This window comes from Peribacillus sp. YIM B13477 (assembly GCF_042787955.1).
Classification (GTDB): domain Bacteria; phylum Bacillota; class Bacilli; order Bacillales; family DSM-1321; genus Peribacillus; species Peribacillus frigoritolerans.
Map to the genome: position 1 here is coordinate 419,586 of NZ_JBHZPD010000002.1, position 23,030 is coordinate 442,615.

General features: G+C 37.7%; 18 protein-coding genes and 1 pseudogene. 7 read left to right on the top strand and 12 right to left on the bottom strand.

Annotation, left to right across the window (positions count from 1 at the left end; all coding sequences use genetic code 11):
- Positions 1-61: 61 nt before the first annotated feature.
- Together ACFX4H_RS08740 and ACFX4H_RS08745 are read right to left on the bottom strand one after the other, a co-directional pair.
- Positions 62-1,033, bottom strand: a complete 972-nt coding sequence (locus tag ACFX4H_RS08740) for a TRM11 family SAM-dependent methyltransferase (RefSeq protein ID WP_376708042.1) — start codon at positions 1,031-1,033, stop codon at positions 62-64.
- 145 nt (positions 1,034-1,178) lie between these two features.
- The gene (locus ACFX4H_RS08745) at positions 1,179-2,270 is read right to left on the bottom strand and encodes a CotH kinase family protein (RefSeq protein ID WP_377434947.1); all 1,092 of its coding nucleotides are present in this window, start codon (positions 2,268-2,270) and stop codon (positions 1,179-1,181) included.
- A gap of 148 nt (positions 2,271-2,418) precedes the next feature.
- Here ACFX4H_RS08745 and ACFX4H_RS08750 point away from each other — a divergent pair.
- Positions 2,419-2,496: pseudogene (locus ACFX4H_RS08750) on the top strand (CotG/ExsB N-terminal domain-containing protein); the annotation flags it as partial.
- A gap of 97 nt (positions 2,497-2,593) precedes the next feature.
- Positions 2,594-2,851 (top strand): hypothetical protein, encoded by a 258-nt coding sequence (locus tag ACFX4H_RS08755; protein WP_377435314.1) that lies wholly within the window; start codon positions 2,594-2,596, stop codon positions 2,849-2,851.
- A 245-nt stretch (positions 2,852-3,096) separates the two neighbouring features.
- Here ACFX4H_RS08755 and ACFX4H_RS08760 read toward each other — a convergent pair whose 3' ends face one another.
- The 3 genes from ACFX4H_RS08760 to ACFX4H_RS08770 are packed head-to-tail and all read right to left on the bottom strand — an operon-like array spanning position 3,097 to position 5,844.
- Positions 3,097-3,408: a DUF3870 domain-containing protein gene (locus ACFX4H_RS08760; protein WP_034315474.1), complete on the bottom strand. Its 312-nt coding sequence runs from the start codon at positions 3,406-3,408 to the stop codon at positions 3,097-3,099.
- A gap of 28 nt (positions 3,409-3,436) precedes the next feature.
- The gene (locus tag ACFX4H_RS08765; protein ID WP_328137122.1) at positions 3,437-4,642 is read right to left on the bottom strand and encodes an acyl-CoA dehydrogenase family protein; all 1,206 of its coding nucleotides are present in this window, start codon (positions 4,640-4,642) and stop codon (positions 3,437-3,439) included.
- A 14-nt stretch (positions 4,643-4,656) separates the two neighbouring features.
- Positions 4,657-5,844 carry a CaiB/BaiF CoA transferase family protein gene (locus ACFX4H_RS08770; protein ID WP_249597052.1) on the bottom strand — a complete coding sequence of 396 codons (1,188 nt, stop codon included), beginning with the start codon at positions 5,842-5,844 and terminating at the stop codon, positions 4,657-4,659.
- Positions 5,845-6,286: 442 nt separating this feature from the next.
- On the opposite strand from ACFX4H_RS08770, the gene ACFX4H_RS08775 reads away from it, so the two are divergent.
- Complete coding sequence (locus ACFX4H_RS08775; protein ID WP_034314372.1) at positions 6,287-7,225, top strand: DHH family phosphoesterase; 939 nt, start codon at positions 6,287-6,289, stop codon at positions 7,223-7,225.
- A gap of 127 nt (positions 7,226-7,352) precedes the next feature.
- On the opposite strand, the gene ACFX4H_RS08780 is transcribed toward ACFX4H_RS08775, so the two are convergent.
- From ACFX4H_RS08780 to ACFX4H_RS08795, 4 genes are all read right to left on the bottom strand, one after another.
- A complete protein-coding gene (locus tag ACFX4H_RS08780; RefSeq protein ID WP_377434948.1) occupies positions 7,353-8,369 on the bottom strand; it encodes an aliphatic sulfonate ABC transporter substrate-binding protein in 1,017 nt (338 codons plus the stop codon).
- Between the two features lie 41 nt (positions 8,370-8,410).
- Positions 8,411-9,163 (bottom strand): ABC transporter permease, encoded by a 753-nt coding sequence (locus ACFX4H_RS08785; RefSeq protein ID WP_034314377.1) that lies wholly within the window; start codon positions 9,161-9,163, stop codon positions 8,411-8,413.
- On the bottom strand, positions 9,096-9,938 hold the full coding sequence (locus tag ACFX4H_RS08790) for an ABC transporter ATP-binding protein (RefSeq protein ID WP_034314379.1): 843 nt from the start codon (positions 9,936-9,938) through the stop codon (positions 9,096-9,098). Before ACFX4H_RS08790 ends, ACFX4H_RS08785 begins: the two co-directional genes overlap by 68 nt.
- A 287-nt stretch (positions 9,939-10,225) precedes the next feature.
- Positions 10,226-12,328, bottom strand: coding sequence for a YhgE/Pip family protein (locus ACFX4H_RS08795; RefSeq protein WP_377434949.1), 2,103 nt, complete (start codon positions 12,326-12,328; stop codon positions 10,226-10,228).
- 349 nt (positions 12,329-12,677) lie between these two features.
- Between ACFX4H_RS08795 and ACFX4H_RS08800 the strand changes: the two genes are divergently transcribed.
- A complete protein-coding gene (locus ACFX4H_RS08800; protein WP_377434951.1) occupies positions 12,678-13,370 on the top strand; it encodes a DUF421 domain-containing protein in 693 nt (230 codons plus the stop codon).
- Positions 13,371-13,465: 95 nt separating this feature from the next.
- Here ACFX4H_RS08800 and ACFX4H_RS08805 read toward each other — a convergent pair whose 3' ends face one another.
- Both ACFX4H_RS08805 and truA read right to left on the bottom strand, forming a co-directional pair.
- Complete coding sequence (locus ACFX4H_RS08805) at positions 13,466-13,990, bottom strand: type 1 glutamine amidotransferase domain-containing protein (RefSeq protein WP_063591799.1); 525 nt, start codon at positions 13,988-13,990, stop codon at positions 13,466-13,468.
- A gap of 110 nt (positions 13,991-14,100) precedes the next feature.
- Positions 14,101-14,838 carry a tRNA pseudouridine(38-40) synthase TruA gene (truA, locus tag ACFX4H_RS08810; RefSeq protein WP_034314388.1) on the bottom strand — a complete coding sequence of 246 codons (738 nt, stop codon included), beginning with the start codon at positions 14,836-14,838 and terminating at the stop codon, positions 14,101-14,103.
- Positions 14,839-15,438: 600 nt separating this feature from the next.
- On the opposite strand from truA, the gene ACFX4H_RS08815 reads away from it, so the two are divergent.
- A complete protein-coding gene (locus ACFX4H_RS08815) occupies positions 15,439-16,575 on the top strand; it encodes a site-2 protease family protein (RefSeq protein ID WP_377434952.1) in 1,137 nt (378 codons plus the stop codon).
- A 765-nt stretch (positions 16,576-17,340) separates the two neighbouring features.
- Here ACFX4H_RS08815 and ACFX4H_RS08820 read toward each other — a convergent pair.
- Entirely contained in the window at positions 17,341-17,757 is a 417-nt protein-coding gene (locus ACFX4H_RS08820; RefSeq protein ID WP_054397148.1) for a hypothetical protein, read from the bottom strand.
- A 1,524-nt stretch (positions 17,758-19,281) separates the two neighbouring features.
- Between ACFX4H_RS08820 and ACFX4H_RS08825 the strand changes: the two genes are divergently transcribed.
- Together ACFX4H_RS08825 and ACFX4H_RS08830 are read left to right on the top strand one after the other, a co-directional pair.
- Complete coding sequence (locus ACFX4H_RS08825) at positions 19,282-19,482, top strand: hypothetical protein (RefSeq protein WP_377434954.1); 201 nt, start codon at positions 19,282-19,284, stop codon at positions 19,480-19,482.
- On the top strand, positions 19,482-22,985 hold the full coding sequence (locus ACFX4H_RS08830) for a hypothetical protein (protein WP_377434956.1): 3,504 nt from the start codon (positions 19,482-19,484) through the stop codon (positions 22,983-22,985). Before ACFX4H_RS08825 ends, ACFX4H_RS08830 begins: the two co-directional genes overlap by 1 nt.
- Positions 22,986-23,030 lie beyond the last annotated feature (45 nt).

Consider the following 23,030-nt stretch of genomic DNA (forward strand, 5'->3'; position numbering starts at 1 on the left):
CAAAGCCCTTTTTATTTGTCTAATTGACACTGAAATATCAGCCTTTTCTTGCAGAAGATACTTAAACGCACACGACAATCTCTCTGGAAAAAATGCCTTTCCTTGCAACACAGCGATCAGCAATCTCAAATCCAGCTTCTTCAATCATATGATCCATCGTATCGATCGTTACGACGACTACCTTATCAGCAAAGTCCCTTGCGTGTTTAAGGATTGATAGCTGATCCTCCGGCGTCGCATGTGTATATAGATTATAAGGCATATCGATAATCGCTACATCATATTTACTGGTGACCTCCGAAATCGGACCTGTAGTTACATCACCTTCGAGTCCAAAATAGGCAATGTTCTCCCTTGAACCGTCGGTAACAAGCGGGTTGATATCCCGGCCATCAATATTGATCCCCATCGAAAGGGCTTCCACCAATACCGTTCCAATTCCGCAGCATGGATCAATTGCCTTCACCCCATCCGGATGTGGAACGGCAATGTTGGCAATGGCCCTCGCCACTCTCGTGCTAAGCGCAGTTGAATATTCACGGGGCTTCTTCATATGTTTTAACCAAACCGCTTCAGGTTTGACATACTTCCCAAAATACCAACGACCGCCAAGCGTCACGATTCCAAAGACCTGATCTGGATTACGTACATCGGCATTTCCCTGAATGTGCCAGCCAATCTCCCGTTCAATTTCACGCTGTCCATCATAATCTATTTTTTCTTCTTTATTCAAATCATTAATTTTCACGAATAATACTTTGAACGTCGAATCAGGCAAATGAATATCCTTAACTTGCTCAACGATTTCGGATATGCTTTCCCCTTCAAACATGATATCGACCCGCCCTTTTATAAAAGGGCTCCTGCTCGGTTCAATGGCTATATCACTTTTCAAAATATCCCCTGAAGTCTCAAAGCCAAAGAACGAGCGCATCTCCATTTTAGATAATGAGCGTTCGTCAGGGGTGCATGTAAAGGTATATATATATGCCGGTTTGCGGCTATGATTAGTCAATCCATTCCCATCCTTCATTACTTTAGATTATATCTTTCTATCAAACATAGCCGTAATAGTATAGAAAAGCAAATGGAATCGTGCAGAAAAAAGCGGGAATGCTTTTATTCAGCATTCCTGTCACTATATTTTTCATTGTTCCATCTCTAAACGAAAGGAATTATTAATCCAATTTATACAGGTGGCTATTTATATACTTCGCACGGGCCTCAATGAATTTCAGGATGAATTCGGGCTCATCATCAAATTTCTCCTTATTCCCCTTGATATATGGATCTTTTGATACATAAGGTCTTATTTGATCATGCATTTCCTGAATGATGGGTTTCATATAGTCCACGTTAAAATGATTGTTCAAAATCTCCTTAAGAAGCTCTTGGTACCGGACACGAAATCCCCTTACATCAAGGATTCTAGCAGTCAATGTATTGAACCCCCCGATTCCCACATAATCCTCTTCCATCACTTTCCCGTTAACATCCCTGCCCCATGTCGCATCATAATCCCATGGAATCATTTCAAATAGACCGGTATCTCCATTTCGATACAAAGCATAGTTATGAACGAACCCATCATAGTTTTGCGTGAATATGACACCGGCCAGCCAGCGCAGGTACTTTTCCACATCGACATATTTTACGATTTCCTTTTCAAAATCCACTCTTGAAATTGTATTGATTTGGAGGATCAGCTCTTGTAAATATAATTCCTCCTTTTCTGTCCCGCATTTTTTTTGATAGCCCATCTCCAATGATTTTTTGATTCCTTTATCCAAATCGCTCATCAATGAGAAATTGGCATCACCATCCACTGCATAGAAAATGGACCCCTTGGGGAGCCCCCTTTTCTTCAAATAATATTCATCCACCGATTCCAATTCGAGGTATATCCCTTCGTCCTTTCCGTTCATATTCAGGAAAACGAACTGGGAGTTCGGTGACAAGGTGCCTATATCTGCAAAAAAATCTAAAGATAATTTATTTCTTAGTAAAGATTTATCTTTATATTCGGCATTTAAATGAACTTCCTTGGCATGCTTGAAAGTATTAGGTTTATAAAAGACTACATTATAGGATTTTTTGCGAAAACTTCGGATATGTGAGCCACGGTAAGCAATATCAATCTCAAGTTTTTTTCCGTTAATTGTTAACTTTGCCGGTAAAGGATCATTGCACCATATATCTCTGCGAAGTTCCATTAAATGAACTGGTGGTACATAAAGCTGGTACACAGGCAGCTTCTTGTCAGAATTCATATAACCCTTCCCTTCACTTTCCTATTAAATTATGGAAAAAAAGCGAAGGGTGTCACCCTAAAAACACTATTTTTAAAAAGATTGGGGATTATCTTTAGCACATCACGTACAAGCAACATAGTTTAATGTATAGAAAGGGGGATTATATATGTCAGACATCATTCGTGACATACAAAATGCGGTGGATAGAGCCAATTCCATGGGGTTAAGCGATTTCATGTTTAATGACCCACATCCAATAGGCAGACATTCACGTACAAGTAACAATAAAGGGTGCTCTTCTTGCAGCACTAAACGTTGCATGGGCAGGAATCGGTCCACTCGTGGCACTCAAAGTCGCACGAGCAGTTCCACTTGCCGCACGCAAAGGCGCACAAGCAGGAATACTCATAGGGGGTCTTGCTGGAAACGATCAACTTCCGGAACGCAAAGGGGCTCTTGCTGGAAAAGGAGATCTACTTGCAGCAGACAAAGGCGCACAAGCAGAAACCGGTGCTCCTCCAACAACTGCAGATGGCTCTGCTGCAATAACTTTCGCAATAAACGGAAATGGTGCTTCTAGCTTCTCGAATCCGCTTTAATGCACAATCAATATTTTTCACTGGTCATTAAGCTTTACCTTAACGTTTTAAATACAAAAAACTCGTCGTATAATGACGAGTTTTTGTGTTTTATAATTATCACGTTCAGTTATAACCATCCAAATGTCTCTTTATACCTGAAAAAAACGGTTATTCCGACTCTAGCATAATCCTGTTTAGAACCTGTACCTATATTAAAAGGATCCTACCCTCTTACATACAGTAGGACCCTTTTCCGGTTTCACTTATTTAACGGAGACCAATTCGAACTGTGCATACACATCCTTCAGCCCTGCTTGAATGGCTTGACCAGCCTTCCCACGATAATGAATTTGCACACGATCAATCAATTCTTCGATACCATCTTTCAGGCAATAACCGCGCAGCAGTTGACGGATGAATTCCCTTCCATGCTCTGTAGCAAGCGTACAGGAAGCCTCGACTATTACTCCATATTTAAAGTCAAGCTCCACCGTGATCGTGATTGAATCATATATATTTCTCGCTGCCATCCCTTGTGGAAGTTTTGCATGCCCTGCAATAAAGTATGTGTTCATCATCTGATCTGATCTCCTCTATCTATAGTTAATGTACGGAAACTTGCTCGAAGGGCCATGCAGGCAATTGCTTGCGAAGCTCTTTATCTTGTCTATAGCCAAGTGCGTATTCACCCTGCATTACAGTATGAATCTCACGGGTTCCTTCGTAAATGACCGGAGCTTTTGAATTCCGCAGAAAACGTTCGACTGGATATTCATCCGAGTAGCCATAGGCACCATGAATTTGAACAGCATCATTGGCCGCTTCATTAGCAGAATTACATGATATCCACTTGGCAAGTGATGTTTCCTTCGTATTCCTTTTTCCTTGGTTTTTCAAGGTGCCCGCTTTAAAGACCAGCAATCTGGAAATCTCTAAATTTGCTGTCATCTTGGCAATCATCTGTTGAACGAGCTGATGCCTGCCAATCTCTTTTCCGAATGTGCTTCGTTCATGGCAATACTTCAAGCTTGCTTCCAGGCTTGCTTCTATTAACCCTACAGCACCTGCGGCCACTGTAAACCGGCCGCTGTCCAATGCAGACATGGAAATTTTAAAGCCCTCACCTTCTTCACCAAGCCTATTCTCCACCGGAACTTTTACATCCGTTAAAAAGATCTCGCCTGTATTCCCGGCACGAATTCCCAATTTTCCTTTAATGGCTTTCGACTCCACTCCCTCGAAAGTCCGTTCCACGATAAAGGCAGTGATTCCCCTTGAACCGGCATCATGATCCGTCTTGGCGAAAATGAGGAAATGATCTGCATAATCACAGAGCGAAATCCATGTTTTTGACCCGTTCAATATATAATGGTCCCCAACACGTTTTGCCGTTGATTTCATCGCCGCTACATCAGACCCTGCATTCGGTTCAGTCAGCCCAAAAGCACCAATCTTGATTCCTTTTGCCTGGGGTACTAAATATTTCTGTTTTTGTTCTTCCGTCCCCCATTGAAGCAGGGTCATGCTATTCAACCCTGTATGTACAGAAACTGCAGTTCGGTAAGCCGTATCTCCCCGCTCCAGCTCTTCACAAACGATGGCTAGGGTATTATAATCCATTCCGACCCCGCCATACTCTTCGGGTATACACACGCCCATCAACTGCAATTCAGCTAACCTTTTTAAAATATGCGGCTGGAATTGACCTTGCCTATCCCACTCTTGAATATATGGAATGATTTCCTTATCCACAAATTTCCTTACCACTTTCTTCACACTTTGCTGCTCTTCTGTTAATTCGAAATTCATCATTAAAATTCCTCCTAAATAATTTTATTTTCCTTGAATTTGCTTATTTGATCTGGACTATATCCTATTTCAGCCAAAATGGAATCGGTATGCTCGCCATAGAGAGGCGGATGCTTTCTCATGGTAACCGGTGTTTTTGAAAGGTTCAGGGGAGATCCCGTCACTTTCAGATCTTCGATTGTGGGATGCTCCATGCTCACCAACATGCCTCTTGCGATGATTTGCGGATCCTCGAACATCTCTGCTATATCATTAATCGGACCATTCGGTATCCCTGCATCATCAAACAGCCTTTTCCATTCCTTCTTTGTCTTACCTCTCAACGAATCCTCTATTATCGGTATTAATTCTTCCTTGTTTTGCAAACGTTTTTCATTATGTTTAAACTGTTCCTGTTCCGCTAAATCAGGTCTGCCTATAACGGTTGAAAATCTCCTGAACTGATCATCATTTCCCACAGCTACGACAAGCTCTCCATCCCTTGTCCCGAACGTCTGGTATGGAACGATATTTGGATGTTGGTTCCCCATTCTTTCAGGGGTCAAGCCACTGAATAAATAGTTGCTGGCGACATTCACCAATGAAGAAACCTGACAATCCATCAATGAAATATCAATTTCCTGTCCTTCCCCCAAATTATCCCTATGATGTAAAGCGGATAAAATGCCAATGCATGTATACAAGCCAGTCAATATGTCAGCTATGGCCACTCCGACCTTCACGGGACTCCCATCTTTCTCTCCGGTGATGCTCATCAAACCACTCATCGCTTGAATGATATAGTCATAGCCAGGCAAATCCTTATAAGGACCGGTTAAACCAAATCCTGTAATCGAGGCCATGATCAGTTTGGGGTTGATTTCCTTTAAATCCTCATAACCCAACCCCAGTTTTCCCAATGTGCCTGTCTTGAAATTTTGAATCACTATATCCCCTGAAGCCACCAACTTCCGGAAAATCTCTTTTCCTTCCTCAGATTTTAAATTCAAGGTCATGCTTTGCTTATTTCGATTTGCACATAAATAGTAAGCGCTTTCTCCTTCGGCGAATGGCGGCCCCCACCCTCTCGTTTCATCCCCTGATTCATGATGCTCGATTTTAATGACATCGGCACCCAAATCGCCGAGAATCATTGAACAAAACGGCCCCGCCAAAACGCGGGATACATCGATAATCCTGACTCCCTCCAAAGCTCCATTCATATCATCACCCCTTTCAAACTGTCGTGGATACACAAAAAAAGAGCCAGTAAAACCAACAATGTCATTACATTGAATGTTTCACTGACCCTTATCCACGAACTGTCTTCCTGCAAAGGAAGATCAAGTGAACCAAGTCAATTTTTATGGATTCCAGTTTTTTATGTCAAGCCGGCCATGCAACAAGGTAACTTGTTGTCATCGGTTTGGTAAATTAAGTATAGTTGAATTTTTTGAATTTTTCAATAATTTTTTTGAGTGTTTTATTACATCTGTTCCGTATACTTTCCGTATACTTCAGGACTCCCCCATCCAAAGTAATCGGAATTGCCTTTATTCGTTTGGCATGTGATGATTGAATAGGTATAACTGTCAATATATGAATTTTACATAATTATCAATTGTCACTCGGCAGACATGGAAAGGTTAAAAAGGGGATGGCGCTATGGACAATAAAAAAATGGAAATAATCGAAGCGATCAAGAAATACCACACAATCATCATTCATCGTCATGTAAATCCGGACCCGGATGCATTGGGATCACAACTCGGTTTAAAGAAGCTATTGAAGCACTCCTGCCCTTCTAAAGAAGTCTATGCGGTAGGCGAGGAAGTGGATAAGCTTCTATTCATAGGTAATATGGATGTCATTTCCGATAACAAATACAAAGATGCCTTAGTGATTGTTTGTGATACTGCCAACATTTCACGGATCAGTGATTCCCGATATGATCATGGAGACATGCTGATCAAAATTGACCACCACCCCGAATACGAACAATTCGGTGACATTTCTTGGGTCGACCCTTCTTATAGCTCTGCAAGTGAAATGCTTGTTGATTTATTCTTGGAATTTCCAGAAGGCTTCATCATGAATAAAGGAGCGGCTAAATCTTTTTATGCAGGAATACTTAGTGATACAGGGAATTTCACGAATGGGAATACCACTCCCAGGACATTAAAAATGGTTTCGCACTTAAGAACCTATAATATTCAGCCAGAAAGAATCCATAATAGCCTTAATGTTAAGGCGAAAAACGCTTCCAGACTTCAAAAAGACATTCTCATGAGCTTCAAGGTAACCGATAAAGGGGTAGCTTACTTCATTATTACGGACGAGCTTTTAAATATGTATGGTGTGGATCGACTCGAAGCTTCGAATTTAGTCAATACGCTATCAAGTGTCAGGGACAATAAAATCTGGGCTTTCTTCATCGAATACCCTTCTGAAATCCGTGTCAGGATACGTTCACGGAATATTCCCATTGCATCAGTCGCACGTCAATTCAATGGTGGAGGACATTCACTGGCTTCAGGCGCTACCATCCATTCCTGGGAGGAGGTTGATCATGTTATCCAAGCATTGGATCAGGTCTGTCCATAACAGGGAGTTCATGACCTGAGGTGTTTATATCAGGATTATTTCCCCGCTTAATTAAAATGGATAAATCCGGCCACCATTTAAAAAAAGCGCCAAAGCCAGGATGGCTGAGGCGCTTGCTTGTTTCCATTTATTTGGACACTTCTTCAAGAATTGATAAATCGATCATGCCTTTTATATCATTGCTAGGGATATAACCGGCTTCCTTGCTTATGTCGGCCATTTCTTGAATGACTTGCTCATTAACTTCTGTTGTCACTTCAAGGCGTGAAAATGCTGAAGCCACTTCTTCTTTGCTTAATTCTTTTCCAGTCAGTTCCTTCAAATGCTTAATGACCAGTTCTTGGCTTTCTTCAGGGTTTTCCTGTATGAACTTCACCGCTTTATCATGAGCTTTCAAATAGGAAGCAGCGAGCCCTTTTTTATCCAAGAACTTCTGGCTTGCAGCCACTACCGTGTTGGGTGAATCTTTTCCCCATGCAAATTGATCCCAGTCAAGCACCAGCTTTCCTTTTGCCTGGTTTTCCAATACATACCCCCATGGTTCCTGGGTCGCTGCTGCATCGACAGACTTTTGAACAAAAAGGGCGGTTGTGTCAGCAGGTGCTGCCGCATACAGTTCAACTGTCCCCCCATTTGTAGTCGGTTTTAAATCTACATCTTGAAGGGCCTTCCTAAGCATGACATCCTGTGTGCTTCCAATGACGGGAATCGCTACCTTTTTACCGGCCAAATCTTTTAAATCCGTTACCTTGCTGCCTTCGCTAGCCACAAGTACGGCACCTCCATTAACAGCCCCGGAGATCAGGTGGTATTCAGGGTTTTTTACGTAAAAGTTAAGCAATGGACCAGGCCCGACCGTTCCGACATCAATGGCGTTTGTGGCCATTGCTTCCATGAATAATCCTCCATTGGCCACTGTTTTGGTTTCAATCTTGACATCTTTACCGAACTCTTCTTCAAAAAAGCCTTTTTCAAGTGCAATGATCGTTGCACTATGGGTTAGGTTAGGAAAATAACCAATTTTCACCGATTTCCCCCCGGACCCTTCCCCTTCTTCATCATTACTGCTGGATTGAGTGCATCCGCTAACTATTCCGATTAACAATACAGACAGAATAAGGGTAAAGAATGATTTTTTCAGCATATTTTTCTCTCCTTTATAACTAGTATTTTATTAAACTACCGTTACTTCACTCCCCATTTCAGTTGAACATTACGTTCAAGACGGGAGAAGACGACATTATCCACGATTGTTCCGATGATTGCGATGATGATCATCACGGAGATGACCAAATCCATTTGTCCAAGTGATCTTCCCATTTCCAGCAATTGGCCAAGACCGCCTCCCCCGCCAAGTAATTCACCTGCCATCAATGCACGCCAGGAAAAGGCCCATGCAATTCGGAGACCGGATATTATTTGCGGGACGGATGCTGGTAAAATCACCGTGCGAAGAAAATGAAATCCGGTCGATCCATATGTTTTGGCAACCCGCTGATACAACTGGGGTACATTCCGGAAGCCACTTGTTGCATTAACCGTCATCGTCCAAGTTGCGCCGATGGTGACGATGAAGAGGATCGAAAAATCATTCAATCCAAACCAAATGATCGCTAAAGGAAACCAGACGATACTCGGAATGGACTGTAAAGCCGTCACGACGAACCCTAAAGTATCTTCGACCAATTTAAAGCGCCAAATGAAATATCCTAATATCAGACCTACTATAATCGCAATCATAAAGCCGATCAGGATACGGCCAAGGCTTTTTCCGATGGCTTCGGTTATTTGTCCGCTCATCAGTCCCTTAAACAGAGTTTCCAAAACCTGAGTCAGGCTCGGGAACATGAAATCCGGAAGACTGGAAAGTCTAGATGTGACTTCCCATATCCCCGCTATCATCGCGATGAATATGATTCGTCTTAAAGCTGTAATCATTCCCCATTTCCTCCTTCAGCACTTTTTCAATTTCCTCCTGCAAAATCGATAGAACCCTTTGTTCTGTATGCAAAGTTACACTATCCGGCATAACTCCATCTTTCATGGAAGGAACGGAAATCGTCTCTTTGATTTTCCCGGGACGGGTAGCAAAGACGATAATTTTTTCGGAAAGCTGAACAGCCTCGCGAATATTATGGGTAACGAAAAAGATCGTCACTTTAGTTTTTCTCCAGATTTCGAGCAGCTCTTTATGCAAAACCATCCTCGTTTGCTCATCAAGTGCGGAGAATGGCTCATCCATCAACAGGATATCCGGTTCCATCACCAACGCTCTTGCGATGGCTACCCTCTGTTTCATTCCTCCTGAGAGTTGATGAGGATAGGAGTCAACATATCGGCTGAGGTGAACCATCTTTAAAATGTCCAATGCCTTGGCTTTTGCCTCTTCTTTGGGCATTTTCTTTAACTTCAATCCGTATGTAACATTTTCAAGTACTGTCAGCCAAGGAAATAACCCCGCCTCCTGAAACACGACAACCCGTTCCGGACCTGGCTTCACCACTTTTTTCCCAGCTACACGTATTTCACCTGTATCTGCCTTATCGAGGCCGGCAATCAGATAAAGGAGCGTGGATTTACCACATCCTGAAGGTCCGACGATCGAAACGAAGCTTCCTTTCTCGACCTCTATGTTTATCTTATCGAGCACCTTTATGCTTTCTTTCTTTTCATTCTTAAAACTTTTTTCAATGCCATCTATTGTTAAATACATAAAGTCACCCCACTTTTATATCGCATCGATTTACTAAACATTATTTCTTAATAATGATTAATCCAATGGTTTTTGTCAACTATAAAAATGCAAAAATTCTAATTTATCGGTATCTTTTTATTCAACTGTCAATATTTTGATGAATATTCCAAACCTACATAAAAATACATATCATAAATACCATTCAGCAAATAAAAAAACCCGAGCCCCTTTTTAGGGTTCAGGCTGAATATATCCATAATTTTCAACTTCAGTTAACCGCGGTCACCAACACTCTTTCAATTTCCTTAAAAAATCCTGCTTCCATACAATTTATCCTTCATCTTTTGTGTCCTTGCATGCAGAGGCTTTTTCAAAATAACACCTAAGATGAACGTGATTATTAAAAAGAGAATCAAGATAAAAATGTCCTTGCCAGCTACACTCCAGGTTATTCCCCCAACAGATTCACGAAGCAAACCCACAGCATAGGTGAATGGCAAGAAAGGGTTAATATGCTGAAAAAAGGGCGGTGTGACTTGAATGGGGAAGGTGCCTCCTGAACTTGATATTTGAAGGACCATCAAGACGACGCTTATCCCTTTTCCAACATTTCCAAGAACGGAAACGAAGGTATAGACAATGAGTGTAAATACCGTACTTATCAGAACGGAAAACAGGATGTACTCAAATTTATCCGCTACATAAACACCGATAAGGACGATATTCCCAATGGAAACACTAAGGGCCTGCATCACCCCAATGATGAAAAATATTAGATACCGCCCGATATAAATTTGATACGGGCTGTAGACCTTTTGAGAAACACCCACGCTAAGCATGGAAATCAATATTGTACCGCCGACCCAAAGGGAAAGTGCCGTAAAGAAAGGAGACATGGCGGATCCATAGTTCGGAATCGGAAAGAGACTGTGTTTATTGAGCAGAACTGGTTCTGAAAAAAATTCACTTTCTTGTTCAATATCATTCCTTAGGAAATCGATCACTTCTTCCATATTATAAGACTTATCAATTTCCCTCATTTTAGAAGCCAGAGCCTTTATTTTCGTTTCGATTTCCGGAAACTTATTCTGTAACTTATCAATATCCGCTGTACGTGTTTCCAATGTTCGATTGGTCTCATTCAACAGCTTCCTCACCTCAGGAAGAACCTTGGTTCCCTCCTCCATCGTAAGCTGGACATTATTCAATATTGCTTCTGTTTCATTCCAGATTTCATTGAATTTTGGACCCGTTTCCTTTGAATAGCTCTCCTGGAAGCTTGCCAAGACTTGATCATTGTTCCTGCCAAGTTCGATAAGATTGCCGTATGCTCGGTCAGTCAGCGCTTGAAGTTGGTTCGAAGCATTATCCCTTAGTTCATCAACCAGCTGTATTTCTGGCTGAAGCACGTTTTTCTCATTAAATTGATTGACTCTCACCAATAAATTATACATACTGTCCAAAAGGTACAACTCTTTATTTATCCTCGTTACACCTTGTTCCACTAGCTGATCCGACTCATTGTCAGGTAAATCCTGACCCGTTAACCGGTTTGCCAGCACTAAAATGGATTCATTATCGCTCCTTATTTTCGCAATATCATTTTTCAAGAGGGGATTGATTCCTTCGAATGCCTGCCTTGTTGAATCTACATAACTAGAAACGTCCGATACCAATTTGTCCTTCTGTGATGTTATTCCTTCTATCGAATTCAGGCCATCATTGACCCTCTTAATGATATCTTCAGCCTTTTTGACATGTGTTTGAACGGTTTTGATATTTTGTTCAAGCTCAGGCAGTTCAGCCTCCAATAAATAAACCATATTCTTCATTTTTTGAATCGTCGGCAACTCGTTTTGCAGGGTGATTCCCAGTTCATTAAAGATTGCAAGGATACTCCCACTGGCTGATTTGATAAAGGTTTTGCTCACATTGTCCACAATGCTGTTGGCACCCGCTGCCGTAATTTTAGGAGCAATGGAATTGATTTTTTCATTAACATAGTAATCAATCTCCGCCTTCTTAGGGTCATCGGTCATGATCGTCGCAATATGTTCGGAAAAGTTCTCCGGAATGATGATGGATGCATAATAATCACCCTTTTCCACCTTTTCTATCGCTTCTTTTTCCGTTGTGAATCTCCAGCCCAGATCCTTATTCTCCTTTAACCCTTCCATTACTTCCTTGCCTATGTTCACGGCTTTGCCATTTAACTCCGCACCTTTATCATTATTGGCAACACCGACAAGAATTCCTTCCGTATTTGCATACGGGTCCCATGATGCGACAATATTAAACCACGCATAAATGGAAGGGATGAACATGAGAAAGACGACTACGATACAAACAAAGAAATTTTTATAAATGCTTTTTAAATCGTCAATGAAAATTTCCTGAATATTTCTCAAAACATACCCCCGTGCAAATGTATTTTGATACTATTATTCGAAGAAATTTCTTAATCGATACTAAGTAAACATATCCATGGATTCATCAAACCAAATAAAAAAGAAGCAAGTAATGAGCGGCTTGCTTCCTGATATTACACACTTATATGAATGCTGATTTATGGAAAGTTGTTTCATAATTCATTTTTTTGATGTATCGCACTAATTGATTAAATCTATCAATTCATGTAAGAGGGGTTCCCAAATCAAAGACGGTTTCTTGTCTGTTTCCTTTACAGAATAAATGGCAAGGTGCAAGAACATACTATCACAAACGAACTGTCGGGAGTTTTGTAAGGGAGAAATCGTCATGTCGGAATCTGTTGAAATCATCTTTCGAACCTTTACCTCTTTTATTTTATTATGGATATTTGTCCAACTCCTCGGTAAACAGACAATTGCCCAGAGGACCTATCACCTTTATATCGCTTCAATTACGATGGGGACAATTGCAGGAAATCTAGCATTCAATATTAAAATTAAATTCCTGTATTTTATCATAGCAATCATTATTATGGGTACCGTCGTTTTCATGCTCAATCATCTAGCGGTTCGAAATCCACGTTTCGGGAAATGGATTGCTGGAGAACCTGCCACTTTAATTCAAAAAGGAAGGATTCTCGAAGAGTCTATGGAACGAATGGGGTATTCACTGGATTCTCTTAAACAGGCTTTACGGGAAAAAGATATCTTCAAAATAGAAGAAGTTGAATGTGCCATTTTAGAGATAAATGGCTCACTATCTGTATTAAAAAAAGAACAATACCAAAATGCCACCAAGGAGGATTTACCAATACTGCCCCCAGCAGGTTCTGTACCGATTGAACTGGTCTATGACGGAAAAATCTTATATGATAACCTATCCACACACACCTACAATGAAGGATGGTTGATGGCTGAACTCAAAAAAAGGAACCTTGTTGTTTTTGATATCTCGTATGCTGTCGTAGGGACAAAAGGAAATTTATATATTGATTTGATTAAGGATCCATCAAAGGAATGATCTTTATCATAATCACTATTAAAATAAAATTGGGTATGGATAAAAAAAGTGTTTTTTTCCAGAAGGAAAAAACACTTTTTCACCGTACTATGGATTTAACCCTTTTCAATCACGTTTATCAATTCCCTCAAATAATCCGGCAGATCAGGCGGACGCCTGCTTGACACAAGGTTTCCATCTACGACGACGGGCTCATCTATCCAAGTTGCCCCTGCGTTTTCCATATCATCTTTAATGCCAGGTGTACTCGTTACATTCTTCCCCTGTAAAATTTTCGCGGATATCAACACCCAACCCGCGTGACAAATTTGCCCAATGGGTTTTTTATTATCTTCCATGCTTTGGATAAGTGATATCACTTCAGGAAACCGGCGAATTTTGTCGGGTGCCCAACCGCCCGGTACAAGAATGGCATCATATTCTTCAGCCTTGATACTGCCATACTCATAATCGGATATAGCTGGTACACCATATTTTCCAATGTATGTTTCATTCGCCTTTTCTCCGGCGAGATGAACAATCGCCCCTTCTTCTTTTAAACGTAAAATCGGATACCAGAGTTCTAAATCTTCAAAATCATGGTGCACAAGACTGATTATTTTCTTTCCTGCTAATCTCATGAAAATCTCTCCTTCTTTCGTATTTTCCGCTTTACCATTCTTCCCTATTACTTCCCTTTTTCTACTGCCTGTACACATTACATTCATTAACACATGCATCAATATCCGGTCTAAAAATCAACCTTTACCAAGTATAACCCAGCTGCCTCCGCCATACGGCCCGTTTGGATTCTTTCTTTTGACTCTACAATACTTGGTATATTTTCAGCATCTATTTCACCCAACCCAACTTCTATCAACGTCCCGACAATCTTTCTAACCATATTATAAAGAAATCCATCGCCTCGTACTGTAATTTCGATGAAACCGGCATCTTCTTCTATATCAATGGAATATATTTCACGTACCATGGATTTTTTCTTGGATTTTGCATTTGAAAAAGCAGTGAAATCATGTTCACCTACAAAATATTGACATCCTTTTTTCATTCTAGTGATATCCAGCTTTTTCTCTACATGCATACTGTACTTTCGCATGAAAGGATTTGTATATGGCTCATTCCAGATCTTATACAAATAGGTTTTATCCTTAGCATTATAACGTGCATGAAAACGTTCAGGGACTAGCGTAACCTCTACAATGCTGATATCTCTTGGTAAATATCTATTCAAATAATTCATGATTTCAACTTCAGTCAGATTTTCACCGATCTTAAAATTGGCGATTTGAGCAAGGGCATGAACACCAGCATCCGTTCTGCTGCATCCGATGATCTCGATTTTTTCCCCTGCCATTTCCGTTAATACATTTTCTATTTTCCCTTGGATCGTATCATCACTATTACCAAGTCGCTGCCAGCCTTTATAGCGCCCGCCATCATATTGAATGGTCAATTTATAATTGTTCATTGCTTCCTCCTTATTTCATCTAAACAGAAAAATTCTTGATAAAATACAAGCCCCCATACAACTCCTGCTGTATGAGGGAACAGATGGTCTTCTTAGAAAAACTTTTATATTGTTAAGGTTTTGTACCATATTTCGTTCGGGAGCACCCCACCGCTTACAAAGACCATGAATTATGTAAAGGTGACAGCATCTTATCTATCATTCGATAGTCAATCCTAGCTGAAATGCACTTCTGCATAGTGTACCAAAGTGGCTAGCGTCATGCAACGAACGATTCACCTTCACATGCAGTTTCTGTGCAACTTTGTGCAATGCATAAAAACACACAGGAATGATATTTGGATATGCTTTGATATCAAGGATTTGAGCCTTTGTTAGTACCTGTGAGGGCCCTAAAATTAAGGACAGAACTCTATCTTAATTATAAAATGTAATACTTGAAAGGTAACATTCTAGAAAAATATCACTAAGATGATAATAAATGGATTACCCAATACGATATAATAAGGATATTAGCAAGATGATAAATCAAGAAGGAGCTCAGATAGACTTAGTGTCACTGGGGTCATCTGTTTTCCCATTTACTCTAGGAGGTACATTTTGAAAGAATCTATATCGAAAAAAGGATGGTTAAGTTTGGGGGCCATCGGGTTATTTTTCCTGGGGAAAATGAAATGGTTGTTTGCGCTATTGAAAATAGCAAAAGTAGGTTCCCTGATTTCTATTTTCGTTTCATTAGGTGCGTATGCCTTGGTTTACGGTTGGAAATTTGCCGTAGCCCTAGTCTATCTAATTTACATCCATGAAATGGGGCATTTACTTGCTGCAAAGAGAAAAGGCATCAAAACATCCAATGCCATTTTCATCCCTTTTGTCGGAGCATTAATTGCCCTTAAAGAAGAACCCAAGAATGCTAACCAAGAAGCTTATCTTGCCTTCGGTGGTCCTTTATTAGGTACATTAGCATTTCTACCAGCCATCCCCCTATTTATGATGACGGAAAATCCATTTTGGCTTTTAGTTATTACACTTGGAGCCATGATTAACCTATTTAATCTAATGCCTGTGCATCCTCTTGATGGAGGACGTATAGTGGGAGTCATCTCCACAAAGCTTTGGGTAGTAGGGATTATCGGGATGGTTGTATATTTATTTCTCCATCCAAATCCATTCTTAATTCTTTTCTTATTATTGGGTATTTCTAAGTGGTGGAAAGAAATTCGTAGCGAGACAACCAGAAATCAAAGAGACATCATCATTGAATTGAATCAATTTGGATTAAGGCAACTAGAACAATATGCAGCTGCAACAGATGAAGAAAAAATTCGCCTGGTTAATATTTGGAATATGGAATCAAGCCAACAATATGAAAAGTTTAACAACATGAAGAGTTGGCATATCCCGCTATTTGATGATAATAAGCTAAAAGAAAAACAGCTGACCGAGGTAAAATTTAATATTTATAGATCCTTAATGGATGCTGCTAATTCGAATGAATACCAGAACGGACCAACCGATTTTGAAAATATAGACACCTATGAACGAATAGCAGCAAAGTTCTTTAAAGAAGTGCAAGAACAAACTGAAATTAGGGATAAAGAGAAATCCTATTACTCATCGAGTCTCAAAACAAAAGTCATCTGGTTCTCATTATACATCGGGCTTGCCATTTTCTTAATGATAACAAGCTTATATGCAGGTGATTTAATGGAACAATATAAAACTTTATTACCGTAATACATTATGAAAGGGGGACCTCTATTGAGTGTCCCCTTTGACTGTCCATTTATTTAGGCTTGTGAAACATTAATGTTAATTATGTATAAATAAAAGAGACTAATTCTTATACTCTCTTTTATTACACCTATAGTACTAAAGCTCCTGTTAATCGAAGAAAGATCATCAGTATTATCAAAAACTTAAACACCAAAAATCAAATATACAAAAGGAAATATTAATAAAATCGAAATTACAATGATAGTACTAAGCATCCAAATCTATGCATAACATTGACGGTTCCTGTTAATACCATCATATAAGCAAGAAATTGTTCTCGATTAAATTGCTTCAAGTTTGGCTGGATAAAGACATCGTAATTTTGTCTGCTGTATCTAAATTACTGCCATGAACAAATCGTTGGATGAGCAGGTCATAATACTTATCTACGCAATCGTTCTCTGGAGCAGCTTGACCAATAATCTCTTTCCTCTTTATCTAGTATATGTTGTTCATTAAAACCTCTCTTCAGAAGTATGTTCAGTCCGGTGTATTTCTTTTGTCAAGCAATCGATATCTCTTAAAAACCGAGCACAAACTTTGAACTTGATTTTCTCTTTGTTTATTCATCAATCTTTCTAAGACACCCCCTCTTTCTCTGGGTCTGTCTTATTGGATACCAGTTTAATTGCTCACTCAAAATTCAGCCCAGAGAGATTCTCCAAGGAGGCTCTTTTTCTTTCCTTGTTTTAGTTTAAAGTCGGGTCACCATTTTCTTAGAGCACATTAATTTATTAACATTTTATCCAATTCACGAACTTTATCATATGACTCCAATAGTTGTTCAGGTATTAATGTTCTCCCATAATCCCACGCATTAGTTTCTATTTCAGATTTCAGCTTTTCTTTTTCTTCTTCGTGACCATACATTAAAATCCTTAAATCATGTTTGTTTTTCTTAAAATCTAAATAATAACCAATCATACGATACAGAATAATTTTAACAAAATCTTCCTCTGTCTCTTTAATTCTAATTTTCCCTTTATAACCGTTAACTTGAAGGTAATTGAATTTTATAGTATTGGTCGATACGTTATAACTCATAGGTGCACTTAGATTGTTGTCAAATTCATAAATAATATCCAAATTGTGCTCATTTAATGTGTTATTAATTATCTTTTCGATATCGCTTATATAAAGCATTTAACAATCACTTCCCTTTTAAAGACTTACCAAATTATAGTAGTAGTAGATTAAATACTTCATCCTTTATCAATATAATAAACTGTTGAGGTATTAAAATCATCCGTTAAAAACAAAGGTAATATTTACTATATAATACTGAAGTGGAGGGTAAGGGTTGTAATTCTTCTCTATATTGTTCTACCATCATTTTAAGTGAAGGCATTGTATTATACTTTTCAAGCCAAGAAACCATCGTTTGCTGATATTTCGCATAGTCTTCATGCGTCATGTTCAGGGCTTCCAGGAAGTATTCCCGTGCATGGTATTTAGTAGTGAGTAATCCAACACATTATAGTAAAGTGGATTTTACCGAAGAATATGATTATGTACCTTTTAAAGAAAAGCCAAAAAGAAGGTCTTCTTTTTAACCTCCATCGTGAGCTGAATAAGCGAAAGGCTTTGCCTACAGATCATTGAAATATCAATCATTACAAATAATTGACATGTATTAGGTTTAAATGCTGCTCTATCCGCAACCAATCCAGTAAATAATCCAAAATGAACTATATATTTATAAACAAAAAAAGGCCCAAATCCTTGTTACATAAAGGATTTGAGCCTTTTTTAGTTGATGACCTGTGAGGGATTCGAACCCACGACCCCTTCCCTGTCAAGACTATCTCATTGTTTTCCTCTAGTTCTTTATTATTCCCAGAAATACTGATACGTAAGGGATTATCGCTATTTTTCATAATAAAATTACCCTCTGATACTTTCCGATTCATTGCAATCCGCCCCCATTTCGCCCCCAATTAGACCGTATATTACTGATAAAATAGTGATTGTACTAATCTAAAACCATATTTCACTCACTTCATTTAATTTGACGCTAGGTCGCAGTTTTTAGTTAAAGATGTAGTGGTCTTTACCTATTTTCATCAGATAACAAATTATCCATAACCAATTTATTTTTTCACATGACAGCACTCTTTTGCTTAAGTCCTTTTTTAAGTAATTGGAATAATCATTGTCCAACTTGTTAAAAATTAACGAAAAAACATTAGAAGGGACTTCCAATGAGTAAAAGAAGAGTTAAATATACAAAAGGTGAGTATATAACTGTAGCAATTATTTTCTCAATATTAATAATGATTCAATACCCAATTTTAGCATCATTCATTGTAATAGGTGCTTTATTAGTGGGAACATACCGCTACCTTATTTCTTTCAAGAGATACAATAGAGACTTTGTTAAAGTCAGAGACCATCTTTTTATTATATCAACAACAAGATACTGGAGGCGAAAAAAACAAAATTATTTTAGGAATAGCACTATATTTATTAATTGTGGTTTTAAGTGATACAGCTTTAAATCCGGTGGTAAGGGTGGTAAAAAATCTTTTGTACATTGGTATTTTCTTTGGTTGAATAAGGATTATTTTTGTTTTCGAATTATGCATCTGAGCCACAACTATATCGGCTATTAGTAAAATTAAAATGTGGTATAATTATCCTATTATCAAATAAAAGGGGGTTGTTTTTATGGAATTTACTCAAGAAGTAATCCTAGGTATCATTGGTTTACTTGCGGCAGCTGCTATTACTATTACTATTAGTTTTGTAATTAAGAACAACAAAAAAGTAAATAAAACAACAACTAAAACAAGTATAAAGCAAAAAGGAGATAATCCCCAAGCTTATATTAATTCCACAGTTAATAACTCTAAGAAGGTTCAAAAATAATGGCTGACAAAAAAATTATTAAACAAAACGGTGATAAACCTATTGCTATGATTGATTCTGAATTGACTATTAATATTAATGCTGATAGTCAAGGTTTAGCAGAAATTAAAAGACACCAGAAAGGTATACGTAAAGATGTAAAAGAAACACAGCAAAAAATTGGTGGATTGGGCAATTATCTAGCTAATCTTATCAATAAAGGTTTTGAAAAGCTAAGCGGTAGTATAGGGTATGATTTTGCTGTTAATATGAATACTTTACAAAGGGGAGGGAGCAATGCTCCTCCCTTGTCGCAGGTTTTGCTTAAAAGAACTCAAACGGTATCTAAGCATAAGCAACTTATAAACGATTTTACCTGGCTAAATGTTTATGGAGATGTTCTTACTGGAAAAACACATTATATTTACTTGTTAGCAGAAAAGGGGAATCCTGAAAATTGTATTTGGATTAAATGTAAGGACTTAAATATTGAACAGACAGTCATGACTTTTAAAGTAACTTTAGCTGAAATAACCAAGACCCCAATTTCATCTGATAATATTTGGTATGAAAAGGTCGCAGAAAAATTAGGACAAGAAACTTTAGTCATAATTGACGATTTACCTTCTTTTAAAAATAACGACTCCTTGTTTGAAGTATTGTATTTTCTTTATTATGCTTGTAAAAAGTATGGAGTAAAAATCATTTCTTCCAGTTCCATTAATATAAATCAAAACTTAATTAGAAATTTTAATAAAGATTATGTTGGAGTACAAATTCCCCCTTTCACAGTGGAAGATATTCAAGAACTCCTTAAACTAAAAAATAATTCTTTAAATAATACGGAAAAACTTGCTTACTGGGTTGGCGCAGTTACAAAGTATAACCCAGCTCTCACTTTAGCGTGTGTAGATTATTTAGAAACAAAGAACTGGGAAATAACTAACGAAGTTTTTAAAAGTATTCAAGATGGTTTTTATTCCACTGAACTTAGCAGAGAGGCAAGAGATTTACTATTAAATGAAATTGATAGTGATGATACAAAGGAACTCCTATATAGACTATCAATAATTTCAAATGTTTTTGATATACGCTATGTAGATAATATTTCAGCTATATTACCTGAGATTAAACATCCTTATGACAAGTTACATCAGTTAGAAGGATACTGGTTACAAAGAAATGGTGAGGAATATAGAATTTCTCCCTTACTTGAAAAAATAGGAGCAACTAATTTACCGGTTAAAACTGTAAAAGCAGTCCATTTGTGCATTGCTCAAATTCTTGGGAAAACAAAAGTTTTATCTCCTATAGAATTTGTAAAAATGTTCTCCCATTTGATACAAGCCGAAGAGTATAATAACGGTGCCCATGCTTTGTATCTGGTTCTTACGGAATTAATTAATTCAGACATTGATAAAGACTATTGGGGGATTAGTTCCATTTGGTATGACATGCCCTTGCCGCCTAAAATCTCTAATGAGTTAAAGTTTTTAATTAGAGCAAAACAAATTATTACCTGCTTAAAATTTAATAAGGATGTTTCATATTTAATAAACGATTTGAATCGAATGGATGAAAATAATCAATTTGCAGGAGCTATTTTTTTAATGCTTGCCGTTGAATCCATAGATTATAATCCTGATTTATCACTCACCTATTTGCAAAAATTTTTATCTTTACAGGATGACCAACTATTGAAGGAAGTTTTTAAAGAAAATCTGGAGAAATTTATTTGGATATATCCTTTAAAAATAAAAGGGGATTTAAAGTTAACACAAAAGTTCTTAGCGATAATAGAAAATATGACGGATGAACAATTGGCTAAGTCATACGACGAGGACATGTACTACGACAGTGCGATGTTGTTAGTTGATAATATTTGGTTAGAGGAATTACGAAAAGTTGAATCCTTCAGAGATTGGGAAAAATGTATTAAACTATTTTTAAAAATAAAAGAGATTGGTGAAAAGAAAAATGACGCGATTTTATTTTCATGTTCAGTACGAGCGTTAATTATAGTTAAATTTGAATACCAAAAAAAAGAAGAGGAAGCATTAAAAATTTATCATGATGCATTATCTTTTCCTCACCACCAGAATGACTCATTATTCTTATTGCATGCAATAATAGGAAAGCAATATATATTTATAAAAAAATATGAAGAAGGAGAAAGATACCTTTTATCTGCATTGCAACTTAGTGAAAACCATTACCCTTTTGAAACTATTGATGCATTATTTTTTGCAGCAAAATGTAAAGAAGGTAATAACTCTGGTGCAGTTTTAGGTTATCTTCAAAAAGCCCTACATTTAAACTGTAAGCAAGAACTTAAAAATGAATTAATAAATATTAAGATATTAGGAGAATTAGGTGTTTTTTATTTTAATGAGGGTAAACATATTGATTCATACAATGCCTTTAAGGAAGCTGTAACAGGTCTAAGGAACATTGAAGAAAAAAATAACCCTTGGAAAAGTACATTAGTAGTTTTTGGTCACGTTCTCGGTTTTATTAATCATTTTATGGAAACTGGCACTGAGCTAACTGTTTTTAGGAATAATGAAACTTATGCAAAGCCGTCATTGGGTTTCTTTTGGATTGAAAACGAGAAGCGCCATGAATTTTACAATATGCAAAGAGATATACTTATAAATTTGTCTATGGGGAAGTTTGCTGGTGATGTAAATTTTTATGAAGATGCAAAATATTGGTTAAATATAGCTGAAAAAGAACTAAAACAAATTAATTATGTTGCTTTTAGCATTCTTACCAAGAGGGAGCTGATTCCTTACTTAATAATTGATGGTGATTATCAGGAATCCATTGATAAATGTATAGAATACTCTATTCAGTTCATAGCTAGTAAAAATAATCCCGAAAAAGAAATAATTAAGCTAGAGGATTTAGAATTAATAATTCGAGATGCAGAAAAACTTTCAGGTGCAATTGACCTATCGGTTCCGTTTGTATTCATACCACTCATGCTGCATCTGTTGGAACTTAAAGTTAAGCGTAATGAGAATATTGAGCTAATTTCTATTGAGATTTTAAAGAATATAAAAGAGATTAAAACTAAGTATGGAGAAACAGAAGTTTTAAACAGCATTTTAAAAGTTTTTGCAGTTACCTTTTCGGAAACGCAAGAGGAAAAGGATATTTTAAGTAATATTAGTGAATATCCAAACGATGTGAAAGTGATTTATTATCTAGCTCATTCAATTGTAACTACAAAAAAAGAAGCATTAGAACTCCATCTAATGGTTGTAGAGTATTTGTACTCGCTATATCAAATAGATAAGTTTGTTCTTCTAGAAATAATACTTCCCTTTTTTAAAACATTTTGGTTGCATAGTTATATTGATTACAGATATGACTTCCAAAATACAGACATTATTGATTCTCAACTAGAAGTAATGCTTAAGAGAGCAGAAGAAAGCACGCTTAAACAGTTATTAAAGTTAATGGTTACAGGTCTCAATCCTAATGTACCATCTCAAGCTTTAGACTTTTTGGAATCTTAAAGCATCATTTAGTTAGTTCCTATTCAAAATAAAGAGACCGGTAAA